The sequence below is a fragment of the Streptomyces sp. NPDC002690 genome (assembly GCF_053592415.1).
Map to the genome: position 1 here is coordinate 1 of NZ_JBSFVR010000200.1, position 13,100 is coordinate 13,100.

Genomic DNA, 13,100 nt, shown 5'->3' on the forward strand with positions numbered 1-13,100 from the left:
CCCGGCCATCGGCCGGGCGCCCCTCGCGCGTCGAGTCTCCGGTGACCCGGATGATCCGGGTGCGACTCAGATCTTGGTGCGGGAGGTGTTGTAGAGCTTCGCCGCGAGCGCCGCCGCGTCGGCCTGGCTCATCGGCTTGTTGGTCATGGCGCCACCGATGTCGAAACCGATCACCACGCCCACGGTGCTGTAGTCGGCCCAGACGCAGACCGGCATGGTCATCTCCTTGGGGCCCTTCTCGGCGGAGCCGTCGGCCTCGGAGTTGACGATCTTGGCGTCCTGGCACTTCATCAGGGCGCCCTTGAAACCGGCCGGCTCGACCTTCTTGGGGCTTCCGACCAGCGATCCCTGGGAGTCCTCGCTGGACGCCGCCTCCTTCGCGGCACTCGCGAAGGACGCGTTGATGGTCTTCTCCGGATCCGCGATCTCGCCCCAGCTGCCCTCCACGATCAGCATTTTCGTGGTGAGCGGGTTCGTCTCCAGGTCGCCGCTCACGTACTCGGTGGAGACCTTGCTGGGGTTCTTGATCCCCATCGCCTCGGCGTCGGTCTTGTCCTTGCCGGTCATCGCCTTGCCCGGCTCGTCCTCCGAGGTGTCGCGCTTGTACGCCTCCACCGAATCGGGCGGCGTGATCTTGTACCCCTTCGTGGAATCGGCCACGTCACTGTTGCCGCCGCCCGAGGTCAGCAGGTACGCCCCGCCCGCGACGACCGCCAGCGCCACGACGACGGCCGTGACGATCAGGCCGGTCCGCTTCTTCTTGGGCTGCTCGAACGGAGGGACGCCCGGCTGACCCGGGTAGGCCTGCTGGCCGCCGTACGGGGGAGTGGGCGGCTGCTGCCCGTACGGGCCCGGCTGCTGTCCGTACGGTCCGGGCTGCTGGCCCTGCGGGTAGCCGTAGCCCTGCGCGGGCGGGGCCGGGGGCTGCTGCGGGGGGACGCCCTGGGGGGCCTGCTGCGGGTAGCCGTAGCCGGGCTGACCGCCCTGCGGCTGCGGCGGCTGGCCGTAGGGGTTCGGCTGCTGGCCGTACGGACCGGGCTGCTGGCCGTAGGGTCCGGGCTGACCCTGCGGCGGCTGGCCGTACGGACCCGGCTGGTTGTTGCTCATGACGCTGTCCCCTCCAGAATGCTTATGCTTTCCGAACATCCTGTCGGAAGCCGCCCCCGCGTGGGACACCCGCAGGCGCACCGTTACTGAACAAACCGGTTTCGGAGCAGGACTGTGACGGCCCTAAACTGTCTCCCGTGACCGAGAACTCATCGCATGCGCCAGCCAGCAACCCCGAACTGCCGACCCAGTACGCGCCGGCCGAGGTAGAGGGGGAGCTGTACGAGCGCTGGGTGGAGCGCGGTTACTTCACGGCGGACGCCACGAGCGACAAGCCCCCGTACACCATCGTCATCCCGCCGCCGAACGTCACGGGCTCCCTGCACCTCGGCCACGCCTTTCAGCACACGCTGATGGACGCCCTGACCCGCCGCAAGCGGATGCAGGGCTTCGAGGCCCTGTGGCTGCCGGGCATGGACCACGCGGGCATCGCCACCCAGAACAAGGTCGAGCAGCAGCTCGGCGAGGAGGGCAAGTCCCGCCACGACCTGGGGCGCGAGGAGTTCGTCGAGCGCGTCTGGCAGTGGAAGGAAGAGTACGGCGGCAAGATCCTCGGCCAGATGCGCCGGCTCGGCGACGGCGTCGACTGGTCCCGTGAGCGTTTCACCATGGACGAGGGCCTCTCGGCCGCCGTCCAGACCGTCTTCAAGAAGATGTACGACGACGAGCTGATCTATCGCGCCGAGCGCATCATCAACTGGTGCCCGCGCTGTCTGACGGCCATCTCGGACATCGAGGTCGACTACCAGGACGACGACGGCGAGCTCGTCTCCATCCAGTACGGCGAGGGCGAGGAGACGCTGGTCGTCGCCACCACCCGCGCCGAGACGATGCTGGGCGACACCGCGGTCGCCGTCCACCCGGACGACGAGCGCTACACGCACCTCGTCGGCAAGCGGATCAAGCTTCCGCTCACCGACCGCACGATCCCCGTCGTCGCCGACACGCACGTCGACCCGGAGTTCGGCACGGGCGCCGTCAAGGTGACCCCGGCGCACGACCCGAACGACTTCGCGATCGGCCAGCGCCACGGCCTGGAGTCGCTGACCGTCATGGACGAGCGGGGCGTCATCACCGTCCCCGGTCCGTTCGAGGGCCTCGACCGCTTCGAGGCGAGGTCCGCCATCGTCGGCGCGCTGCGCGAACAGGGCCGCATCGTGGCCGAGAAGCGTCCGTACGTCCACTCCGTCGGACACTGCTCCCGCTGCCGTACGACGGTCGAGCCCCGGCTCTCCCTCCAGTGGTGGGTCAAGGTCGAGACCCTCGCCAAGGACGCCGGAGACGCGGTCCGTGACGGCCGGGTCGCGATCCACCCCAAGGACATGGAGAAGCGGTACTTCGACTGGGTCGACAACCTCCGCGACTGGTGCATCTCGCGCCAGCTCTGGTGGGGCCACCGCATCCCCGTTTGGTACGGCCCCGAGGGCCAGGTCGTCTGCGTCGGCCCCGACGAGCAGCCGCCCACGGGCGAGGGCTGGACCCAGGACACCGATGTCCTGGACACCTGGTTCTCCTCCGGCCTGTGGCCGTTCTCCACGCTGGGCTGGCCCGAGAAGACGCCGGACCTCAAGAAGTTCTATCCGACCGACGTCCTCGTCACCGGCCACGACATCATCTTCTTCTGGGTCGCCCGGATGATGATGTTCGGCCTGTACGTCATGGACGGGGAGGTCCCGTTCAAGACGATCGCCCTCACCGGCCTCGTCCGCGACGAGCGCGGCAAGAAGATGTCGAAGTCCTTCGGCAACGTCGTCGACCCGCTCGACTGGATGGACACGTACGGCTCCGACGCCGTCCGCTTCACCCTCGCCAGGGGCGCCAACCCGGGCACAGACGTCCCGATCGGCGAGGACTGGGTCCAGGCGTCCCGGAACTTCGCCAACAAGATCTGGAACGCCACCCGCTTCGCGATGATGAACGGCGCGACCGTGGAGGGAGACCTCCCGCCGGTCGAGCAGCTCTCGGCCACCGACCGCTGGATCCTGTCGCGCCTGAACAAGACGGTCTCCGCCGCCGACGCGTTCTACGACGACTTCCAGTTCGCCAAGCTCAGCGACGCCCTCTACCACTTCGCGTGGGACGAGGTCTTCGACTGGTACGTCGAGCTGTCGAAGACCACGTTCTTCGCGGGCGGCGAGCAGGCCAAGGTCTCCGGCCGGGTCCTCGGCGAGGTCCTCGACGTGACGCTGCGGCTGCTCCACCCGATCGTGCCGTTCGTCACCGAGACGCTCTGGACCACCCTCACCGGTGGTGAGTCCGTCGTCGTCGCCGACTGGCCGAAGGACTCCGGCTTCCGCGACGAGGCGGCCGAGGCCGAGATCGAGCTGGTCCAGCAGGTCGTCACCGAGGTCCGCCGCTTCAAGGGCGACCAGGGTCTGAAGGCCGGCCAGAAGGTTCCGGCCCGGCTGACCCTGACCGGCACGGCGCTCGCCCCGCACGAGGCGGCCATCCGCCAGCTGCTCCGCCTCCAGCCGGCCGAGGAGGGCTTCCACGCCACCGCCACCCTGCCGGTGGCCGGCGCGCAGGTCGCCCTCGACCTGTCCGGGACCATCGACGTCGAGGCCGAACGCAAGCGCCTCACGAAGGACCTGGGCGCCGCCGAGAAGGAGAAGGCCCAGGCCGAAGGCAAGCTCGGCAACGAGGCCTTCCTCGCCAAGGCACCGGACAACGTGGTCGAGAAGATCCACGCCCGGCTCGCCAAGGCGAACGCCGACATCGAGCGGATCACCGCCCAGCTGGCGAACCTGCCGCAGGGCTGACGACCCGGGCGAGGCCCCCGTACCCCTGACGACCAGGGGTGCGGGGGCCTCGCCGTACCCGCCCCGGGCCGCCCGACGCGGGCGCTGCGCGCGATGTCCGCGGCGATCCGTAGACTGGGGCCCGTGAGTGAGCCCCGCCCTTCAGACCGGCACGACGCGTCAGAGTCCGACGACACCTTCGCGGAGATCGTGGACGAAGCAACCCAGCGCGACCCCGACCTGGCGGTGATCGAGGCCGGGAGCCGCACCCTGCGCACCCAGTCCGGGCCGCCCGTGTCCGACGCACCCCCGGCCACGCCCGAGGACCCCGAGACCGCCAAGGCGCTGCGCGCCGTGGAACAGGAGCTGGCCGGGCGCTGGGGTGAGACCAAGCTCGAACCCTCCGTGACCCGGATCGCTGCCCTGATGGACGTGCTCGGCGAGCCCCAGCGCGCGTACCCCTCCATCCACATCACCGGGACGAACGGCAAGACCAGCACGGCCCGCATGATCGAGGCCCTGCTCAACGCCTTCGACCTGCGCACCGGCCGCTACACCTCGCCGCACGTGCAGTCGATCACCGAGCGGATCAGCCTGGACGGTTCTCCGATCGCCCCCGAGCGGTTCGTCGAGACGTACCAGGACATCAAGCCGTACGTCGAGATGGTCGACGCCCAGCAGCCGTACCGCCTCTCCTTCTTCGAGGTGCTGACGGGCATGGCGTACGCGGCCTTCGCCGACGCGCCGGTCGACGTCGCCGTGATCGAGGTCGGCATGGGCGGCACTTGGGACGCCACCAACGTGATCGACGCGAGCGTCGCCGTCGTCACCCCCATCTCGCTCGACCACACCGACCGGCTCGGCAACACGCCCGCCGAGATCGCCGGGGAGAAGTCCGGGATCATCAAGCAGGGCGCGACGGTCGTACTGGCCCAGCAGCCGGTGGACGCCGCGCAGGTGATGCTCAAGAAGGCCGTCGAGGTCGACGCGACGGTGGCCCGCGAGGGCATGGAGTTCGGTGTCGTCTCCCGCGAGATCGCGGTCGGCGGTCAGTTGCTGACGCTGCGCGGACTCGGCGGCCCGGCCTCCGAGTACACCGACGTCTTCCTCCCGCTGTACGGCGCCCACCAGGCGCACAACGCCGCGGTGGCGCTCGCCGCGGTGGAGGCGTTCTTCGGTATCGGCGGTGAGCAGACCCGCTCGCTCGACATCGACGCGATCCGTACCGCTTTCGCCTCGGTCCGTTCGCCCGGCCGCCTGGAGGTCGTCCGCTCCAGCCCGACCGTCGTCCTGGACGCCGCCCACAACCCGGCCGGCGCCCGCGCCTCCGCCGAGGGCCTCACCGAGGCCTTCAGCTTCTCCCGGCTCATCGGCGTCGTCGGCGCCAGCGACGACAAGGACGTGCGCGGGCTCCTCGAAGCCTTCGAGCCGATCTTCGCCGAGATCGTCGTCACCCAGAACTCCAGCGCCCGGGCGATGGACGCGGACACCCTGGCCGCCGTCGCGGTCGAGGTCTTCGGCGACGAGCGCGTCCAGGTGGAGCCCCGGCTCGACGACGCCCTGGAAGCGGCGATCACCCTCGCCGAGGAAGAGGACGAATACGCGGGAGCCGGCGTGCTGGTGACCGGTTCCGTGATCACGGTCGGCGAGGCCCGGCTGCTTCTGGGAAGGGGCTGACCCTGTGCGTACGCTCTGCGCGTCGACGCTGATCGGCGAGTTCTTCGTGATCGGTTTCGCCGGACTCGTCGCCATGAAGTCCGACGACCTGACGGCAGCGACCGTCTGGACCGTGTGCGGCATCGGCATGCTGTTCTCCGTGCTGCTGTGCGGCATGCTCGGCCGGCCCGGCGGTGTCGCGCTGGGCTGGGCGCTGCAGATCGCGCTCGTGGTGAGCGGCTTCTTCGTCCCGGTGATGTACTTCCTCGGCGTCGCCTTCGCCGCCCTGTGGTGGGCGTCGGTGCACTACGGCCGGAAGATCGACGAGGCGAAGGCCCGCTGGGCGGCCATGGAAGCCGCCACGGAGACCGCTCCGGCGGCCGGCTGACCTGCCCGGCCGTCATGCGTCACCCCGAGCCCGACGTGGTGCAACCCCACCCGTCGGGGCTCGGACCAGCCCCTGTAATCTCGCTCTCCCGCACCCCGTCACTCGCAAGGAGCCGCTCCACATGACCCAGCGCACCCTCGTTCTCCTCAAGCCGGACGCGGTCCGGCGTGGGCTGATCGGTGAGATCGTCGGCCGCATCGAGCGCAAGGCGGGCTGGCGGATCACCGCCCTGGAGATGCGCACGCTCGACGGGGACACGCTGGAAGCCCACTACGGCGAGCACAAGGGGCGCCCGTTCTACGAGCCGCTCGTGGAGTTCATGGCCTCCGGTCCCGTCGTGGCCCTGGTCGCCGAGGGCGAGCGGGTCATCGAGGGCGTCCGCGCCCTGGCCGGTCCGACCGACCCGATCGCCGCCGCGCCCGGCTCCGTCCGCGGCGACTTCGGGACGATCACCCGCGAGAACCTCATCCACGCCTCGGACTCCGAGGAGTCCGCGGAGCGAGAGCTGAAGCTTTTCTTTCCGGGTCTGTCCTGACGGTTGATCGGCCAAACAGCGCTGCTGACCCGGGGCGACCGAATTAATTCGGTCGCCCTTCGGTATACGTACACCGATCGCGGGAACGCATCCCACCGACGTAACGTCACCATAGGTGGGACGCGTAGCCGTTCCACCCGGTAAGGCGAATGCCCCTCGCGCTGTGTCCGTGCACCCGGCACTACGATGGAAGCTTCCACACCCGCAGCGCGCCGGATTCGCCGACCAGATCCAGCCATCATGCTTTCTTCGGGAAGGCACCGCCGCATCCTCATGGGGAACAAGGGGAATCAATGTCGTTCATCGGTCGTGACATGGCTATCGACCTCGGGACTGCCAACACGCTGGTGTACGTCAGGGGGCGCGGCATCGTCCTGAACGAGCCGTCCGTCGTGGCCATCAACACCAACACCGGCGGCATCCTCGCGGTCGGCTCCGAGGCCAAGAAGATGATCGGCCGTACGCCGGGCAACATCGTTGCCGTACGGCCGCTGAAGGACGGCGTCATCGCCGACTTCGAAATCACCGAGCGGATGCTCCGCTACTTCATCCTCAAGATCCACAAGCGCCGCTACCTGGCCCGCCCGCGGGTCGTCGTCTGCGTGCCCTCCGGCATCACGGGGGTTGAGCGCCGCGCCGTCATCGAGGCGTCGACGCAGGCAGGTGCCCGCCAGGTGCACATCATCGAGGAGCCCATGGCGGCGGCCATCGGCTCCGGCCTCCCCGTCCACGAGGCCACCGGCAACATGGTCGTCGACATCGGCGGCGGCACCACCGAGGTCGCGGTGATCTCCCTCGGCGGAATCGTCACTGCCCAGTCGATCCGGGTCGCCGGAGACGAGCTGGACAACGCGATCATCCAGCACATCAAGAAGGAGTACTCCCTCCTCCTCGGTGAGCGCACCGCCGAACAGATCAAGATCACGATCGGTTCCGCGTACGACATGGACAAGGACGAGCACACCGAGATCCGTGGCCGTGACCTCGTCTCCGGACTGCCCAAGACCGTCGTCATCTCGGCCGCCGAGGTCCGCAAGGCCATCGAGGAGCCGGTCAACGCGATCGTCGACGCCGTGAAGACCACGCTCGACAAGTGCCCGCCCGAGCTCTCCGGCGACGTGATGGACCGCGGCATCGTCCTCACCGGTGGTGGCGCGCTGCTGCGCGGGCTGGACGAGCGGCTGCGCCGCGAGACGGGCATGCCGATCCACATCGCCGAGGACCCGCTGGACTCGGTGGCGCTCGGATCGGGCAAGTGCGTCGAGGAGTTCGAGGCGCTCCAGCAGGTCCTGGACGCGCAGCCCCGGCGGTAGCCGGGGCCGGCCCCTTTCGCTGACACACCTTCGGTCTGCCGTGCGGGCGCTGCCGCCCCGTACGGCAGATCGTTGATATACAGGCACGAACATTCCTACGAGGAAGGCACGGCCGCCGCACGTGAGGGACACACGAGAGAGCCGGCTGCTCCTGGTGCTGCTGATCGTCATCGCGTTCGCACTGATCACGGTGGACATCCGCGGCGGCGAGGACTCGCCGGTGGACGGCGCCCGGCAGGCCGCCGCGACGGTCTTCGGACCGGTCGAGAACGGCGTGGCGGCGGCGGTGGACCCGGTGGGCAACGCCATCGGTGCCGTCCGGGACTCCGGCGACCGGCACGACCGGATCGCGGCCCTGGAGAAGGAGAACGCGCAGCTCAAGACGGAGCTCGGCAGCGACGCCCGCACCAACAGCCGGGTCCGCCAGCTCGACGCGATCCTGAAGAACGCCAATGCCGGTCAGTACGGGATCAAGGGCGCCCAGGTCATCGCCATAGGAGCGGCCCAGGGCTTCTCCTGGACGATCACCATCGACGCGGGTTCCAAGGACGGCATCGCCCGCGACATGACCGTGCTCAACGGTGAGGGACTCGTCGGCCGCGTCACCACCGTCGGCCCGAACACGGCGACCGTACTCCTCGCCAACGACCCGGACTTCACCGTCGGGACCCGGATGGAGTCGACCGACGAACTCGGCTTCGCCACCGGTCAGGGCAACAGCCCGCTCTCCGTGCAGTTCCTCAACGGCAAGGCCAAGGTGGCCAAGGGAGACCGGCTCGTCACCTTCGGCTCCAGCAAGGACAAGCCGTTCGTGCCCGGCGTCCCGGTCGGCGAGGTCGTCCGCGTCGACCCGTCCGGCGGCGACCTCACCCGCACCGTCTACGTCAAGCCGTACGTCGGCTTCACCAAGCTCGACATCGTCGGCGTCGTCGTCGAGGCCCCGCGCACGGACCCGCGCGACGCGGTCCTGCCGAAGAAGCCCGCCAAGTCGGCCAAGCCGAAGCCCACCCCGACCGTCACCGTGACCGTCCAGCCCAACGGCGACCTCGTCGACGGCAACGGCAAGGTCGTCGGCAACATCCACCAGACACCCGGCGCGACGGCCTCGGGCCAGGCGGCCGGTGCCACCGACGTTGCCACCCTGCCCGCCACCGACGCCGACGCGAACACCAACGCCAACGCCGACACAGACGCTGCCGCCGACCCAGACGGCCAGGCAGACGACCAGGAGTAGGGCTGATCCCCATGCGCTTGAACCGGACGCTGCTCTCCGTCGCCCTCGTCGTGGTCGCCCTCGTGGTCCAGGTCTCCGTACTCGCCAGACTCCAGCTCCCCGGAGCCGTCCCCGACCTGCTGCTGCTCACCGTCCTCGGACTCGCCTTCGTGTACGGGCATGTCAGCGGGGCGCTGATCGGCTTCGGTGCGGGACTCCTCGCCGACCTGGCACCGCCCGCCGACCACGCCGCCGGGCGCTACGCCCTGGTGCTCTGCGTCATCGGCTACCTCGCGGGGCTGGTCCGGCCGGAGAGCGGGCAGCTCAAGTCGGCTTTCGGCCCCATGACGTTCGTCGTCGTGGCGGCCGTCGGCACCACCCTGCTCTACGCGCTCGTGGGTGCCCTGGTCGGCGACACCGCGGCCCGGCACGTCGGCCTCACCAGCCTGGTCCTCACGGCCGCCGTGTACGACCTGCTGCTCGCACCGTTCGTCGTACCGCTGATCATGGGGCTCGCCAGACGCACCGAGAACGACCCGGTCTCCGAGTCGGCCGGCGGCGACGTCTCCGCCGGCTGGCTCTCCTCGGGCACCGGCCTGACGATCGGCAACCAGCGCGGCGGACTCCGGGTCCGGGCCGCCCGCAATCGCGCCGCGCGCGCGGGAAGGATCAAGGGGGTCAAGCGACTGTGAGGCCGGACCAGCACCCGAGCACCACCGACGGGGGCGCACCGTGAGCAACATCCCCGAGACCGGCCGGACCCAGCGCGTCCAGATCCGCCTCGTCGTCATCCAGATCCTCGTCTTCTCCCTCCTCCTGACGCTCGGCGGCCGGCTCTGGTACCTCCAGATCCGCAACGGCCAGGAGTACACCGACGAGGCCAAGAACAACCACGTCCAGCAGGTCGTCCAGCCCGCCGTCCGGGGCGCCATCCTCGACGCGCGCGGCGTACCGCTCGCCGACAACGAGACCCGCCTCGTCGTCTCCGCCAGCCGCACCGAGCTGCTGAAGATGAAGGACGACGGGGACGCCGTCCTCACCCGCCTCGCCGACGTCCTCGACATGAAGCCGAAGGACGTCAAGGACAAGGTCCGGCTCTGCGACGCGAAGACCCCCCAGCCCTGCTGGAACGGCTCGCCCTACCAGCCGATCCCGGTCACCGACGAGGCCACCACCCAGCAGGCGCTCCAGATCCGCGAGCGCGCCGAAGACTTCCCCGGCATCACCGCCGAACCCACCGCCGTACGCCGGTACGCGGCCCCCGGCGGCGCCAACACCGCCCAGGTTCTCGGTTATCTCTCCCCGGTCACCGACGAGGAGATCACCAAGGCCCAGGACACCGAGTCGCCGTACCTCCGCTCCGACCAGGTCGGCCGCTCCGGGCTGGAGCGCACCTACGACCGGGAGCTGCGGGGCAAGGCCGGAGTCACCCGCTACGAGGTCGACAACCTCGGCCGGGTCATCGGGCAGGCCGCGAACGACCCGGCCGAGCCCGGCGCGTCCGTCGTCACCTCGATAGACGCCCGCGTCCAGTCCGTCGCCGAGTACGAGCTCGACAAGGCGATGAAGACGGCCCGCAAGGAGTTCGACAAGAACACCAACGAGAACTACAAGGCCGACTCCGGCGCCGTCGTCGTGATGGAGGCCAAGACCGGCCGGGTCGTCGCGATGGCCTCGCTGCCGGACTACGACCCCAACTCCTGGGTCGGCGGCATCTCCGCCAAGGACTACGACAAGCTCACCACCAAGAAGTCGAACTACCCGCTGCTGAACCGCGCGATCCAGGGCCAAGCGGCACCCGGCTCCATCTTCAAGGTCGTCTCCTCCACGGCCGCCGTCAACGCCGGGTACCCGTTCGACGGCAACTACCCGTGCCCCAGCTCGTACTCCATCGGCGGCCAGACCTTCAAGAACTTCGAGTCGCAGGGGTACGGCTCCATCACCATCGGCCGTGCCCTGGAGGTCTCCTGCGACACCGTCTACTACGGCATCGCGCACAAGGAGTGGCTGAAGGACGGCGGCACCAACCCGAAGAAGAACCCCGGCGACTGGTTCTACAAGACCGCGCACCAGTTCGGCCTCGGCAAGGAGACCGGCATCGACCTCCCCAACGAGGTCACCGGCCGCGTCCCCGACCGCCAGTGGAAGCAGGACTTCTTCGACGCCAACAAGGCCTTCTGGTGCAAGGACGGGAAGAAGGACGGCACGTACGCCCAGCAGATCGAGTACGAGAACTGCCGCGAAGGCGACAAGATGCGCGCCGGTGACTCGGTCAACTACTCGATCGGGCAGGGCGACACCCTCGTCACCCCGATCCAGATGGCCACGATCTACGCCGCGATCTCCAACGGCGGCACCCTCTACGACCCCACCGTGGGCAAGGCCATCGTCAGCGGCGACGGGAAGACGGTCCAGGAGATCAAGCCCGTCTCGCACGGCAAGCTGCCCTTCACCGGGAGCACCCGCGACGACATAGACGAAGCCCTCGCGGGCGTCGCGACCCGGGGCAGCGCCGCCTGGCGGTTCGGCGGCTGGCCCCAGGACAAGATCCCGATGCACGCCAAGACGGGTACCGCCGAGGTCTACGGCAAGCAGACGACCTCGTGGTTCGCCACGTACACCAAGGACTACTCGATCGTCATGACGATCTCCCAGGGTGGTACCGGCTCCGGAGCCTCCGGCCCCGCCGTGCGCAACATCTACAACGCCCTCTACGGTCTCGACGCCGAAGGCAAGCAGGACCTCAAGAAGGCGCTGCTGCCCACGCCGCAGAAGACCCTCCCGAAGATCCAGCCCGACGGCACGATCAACGCGCCGAAGGTCAAGCCGTACGACCCGGACGCGAACAAGCCCCTCGGCGAGGGCCAGCAGGTGCTCGCCGCGACAGTCGGGAGGCGTGACTGATGGCCGGTGGCTTCTCCGTCTCCGGGTACGGCCCCGAGCGGTCCTCCTGGGCCTGGCTCACCGCACGCGACTCCGTCGTGCGGCGGCTCGACTGGCCGCTGCTCGGCTCCGCGCTCGCGCTCTCCTTCATCGGGTCGCTGCTCGTCTACTCGGCGACCCGGGGCCGCGACTCCCTCACCCACGGGGACCCGTACTACTTCTTCTTCCGCCACGCTCTCAACACCGGCATCGGCTTCGGCCTGATGGTCGGCACGATCTGGCTCGGCCACCGCACCCTGCGCGGAGCCGTACCGATCCTCTACGGGCTCTCCGTCGTCCTGGTGCTGGCGGTCCTCAGCCCGCTCGGCGCCACCGTCAACGGCGCGCACGCCTGGATCATCATCGGCGGCGGCTTCTCGCTCCAGCCCTCCGAGTTCACCAAGATCACCATCATCCTCGGCATGGCGATGCTGCTCGCCTCCCGCGTCGACGCCGGCGACCAGCTCCACCCCGACCACCGCACCGTCGCCAAGGCGCTCGGGGTGGCCGCGATCCCGATGGGCATCGTCATGCTGATGCCCGACCTGGGCTCGGTCATGGTGATGGCCTTCATCGTCCTCGGCGTCCTCCTCGCCTCCGGAGCCTCCAACCGCTGGGTGTTCGGCCTCCTGGGCGCGGGCGCCCTCGGTGCGGTCTCCGTCTGGCAGCTCGGACTCCTGGACGACTACCAGATCGCCCGGTTCGCGGCCTTCGCCAACCCGGCCCTGGACCCGGCGGGTGTCGGCTACAACACCAACCAGGCGCGCATCGCCATCGGTTCCGGCGGCCTCACCGGCACCGGGCTCTTCCACGGCACCCAGACCACCGGTCAGTTCGTCCCCGAGCAGCAGACCGACTTCGTCTTCACGGTCGCCGGTGAGGAACTCGGCTTCGTGGGCGCCGGGCTGATCATCGTGCTCCTCGGCGTCGTCCTCTGGCGCGCCTGCCGCATCGCCCGCGAGACCACCGAGCTCTACGGCACGGTCGTGGCCGCCGGGATCATCGCCTGGTTCGCCTTCCAGGCCTTCGAGAACATCGGGATGACCCTCGGCATCATGCCGGTCGCCGGTCTCCCGCTGCCCTTCGTCTCGTACGGAGGGTCCTCGATGTTCGCCGTCTGGGTGGCGATCGGGCTGCTCCAGTCGATCAGGGTGCAGCGGCCGATGACGGCCTGAGCACCGACGACGCGTACCCCTCACCCCGGCCCGGTGGCAGCTGCCACCGGGCC

The 13,100-nt window shown here is 69.4% G+C and carries 10 protein-coding genes; 9 read left to right on the forward strand and 1 reads right to left on the reverse strand.

What is annotated here, in order from left to right; all coding sequences use genetic code 11:
- Window positions 1-66: 66 nt before the first annotated feature.
- Entirely contained in the window at window positions 67-1,107 is a 1,041-nt protein-coding gene (locus ACWD3D_RS23065) for a hypothetical protein (RefSeq protein WP_451462714.1), read from the reverse strand.
- Between the two features lie 137 nt (window positions 1,108-1,244).
- On the opposite strand from ACWD3D_RS23065, the gene ACWD3D_RS23070 reads away from it, so the two are divergent.
- The 9 genes from ACWD3D_RS23070 to rodA all read left to right on the forward strand — a co-directional run bounded on the left by ACWD3D_RS23070 (window position 1,245) and on the right by rodA (window position 13,047).
- On the forward strand, window positions 1,245-3,866 hold the full coding sequence (locus ACWD3D_RS23070; RefSeq protein ID WP_451462715.1) for a valine--tRNA ligase: 2,622 nt from the start codon (window positions 1,245-1,247) through the stop codon (window positions 3,864-3,866).
- A 123-nt stretch (window positions 3,867-3,989) separates the two neighbouring features.
- Window positions 3,990-5,522 (forward strand): bifunctional tetrahydrofolate synthase/dihydrofolate synthase, encoded by a 1,533-nt coding sequence (gene folC, locus ACWD3D_RS23075; protein WP_451462716.1) that lies wholly within the window; start codon window positions 3,990-3,992, stop codon window positions 5,520-5,522.
- Between the two features lie 4 nt (window positions 5,523-5,526).
- Entirely contained in the window at window positions 5,527-5,889 is a 363-nt protein-coding gene (locus tag ACWD3D_RS23080) for a DUF4233 domain-containing protein (RefSeq protein WP_451462717.1), read from the forward strand.
- 121 nt (window positions 5,890-6,010) lie between these two features.
- Window positions 6,011-6,424, forward strand: coding sequence for a nucleoside-diphosphate kinase (ndk, locus tag ACWD3D_RS23085; protein ID WP_266704304.1), 414 nt, complete (start codon window positions 6,011-6,013; stop codon window positions 6,422-6,424).
- A gap of 293 nt (window positions 6,425-6,717) precedes the next feature.
- Window positions 6,718-7,737: a rod shape-determining protein gene (locus ACWD3D_RS23090; RefSeq protein WP_124268240.1), complete on the forward strand. Its 1,020-nt coding sequence runs from the start codon at window positions 6,718-6,720 to the stop codon at window positions 7,735-7,737.
- Between the two features lie 121 nt (window positions 7,738-7,858).
- Complete coding sequence (mreC, locus tag ACWD3D_RS23095; protein ID WP_451462718.1) at window positions 7,859-8,971, forward strand: rod shape-determining protein MreC; 1,113 nt, start codon at window positions 7,859-7,861, stop codon at window positions 8,969-8,971.
- A gap of 11 nt (window positions 8,972-8,982) precedes the next feature.
- Entirely contained in the window at window positions 8,983-9,642 is a 660-nt protein-coding gene (gene mreD / locus ACWD3D_RS23100) for a rod shape-determining protein MreD (protein ID WP_451462719.1), read from the forward strand.
- A gap of 40 nt (window positions 9,643-9,682) precedes the next feature.
- The gene (gene mrdA, locus ACWD3D_RS23105; protein WP_451462720.1) at window positions 9,683-11,854 is read left to right on the forward strand and encodes a penicillin-binding protein 2; all 2,172 of its coding nucleotides are present in this window, start codon (window positions 9,683-9,685) and stop codon (window positions 11,852-11,854) included.
- Window positions 11,854-13,047, forward strand: a complete 1,194-nt coding sequence (gene rodA, locus ACWD3D_RS23110; RefSeq protein WP_451462721.1) for a rod shape-determining protein RodA — start codon at window positions 11,854-11,856, stop codon at window positions 13,045-13,047. Before mrdA ends, rodA begins: the two co-directional genes overlap by 1 nt.
- Window positions 13,048-13,100: the final 53 nt, after the last annotated feature.

What these genes read in the sequence shown, in the direction of transcription:
- ACWD3D_RS23065 (WP_451462714.1), bottom strand. Translation starts at nt 1,107, where the DNA reads ATGAGCAACAACCAGCCGGGTCCGTACGGCCAGCCGCCGCAGGGTCAG.
- ndk (WP_266704304.1), top strand. Translation starts at nt 6,011, where the DNA reads ATGACCCAGCGCACCCTCGTTCTCCTCAAGCCGGACGCGGTCCGGCGT.
- ACWD3D_RS23090 (WP_124268240.1), top strand. Translation starts at nt 6,718, where the DNA reads ATGTCGTTCATCGGTCGTGACATGGCTATCGACCTCGGGACTGCCAAC.
- mreD (WP_451462719.1), top strand. Translation starts at nt 8,983, where the DNA reads ATGCGCTTGAACCGGACGCTGCTCTCCGTCGCCCTCGTCGTGGTCGCC.
- rodA (WP_451462721.1), top strand. Translation starts at nt 11,854, where the DNA reads ATGGCCGGTGGCTTCTCCGTCTCCGGGTACGGCCCCGAGCGGTCCTCC.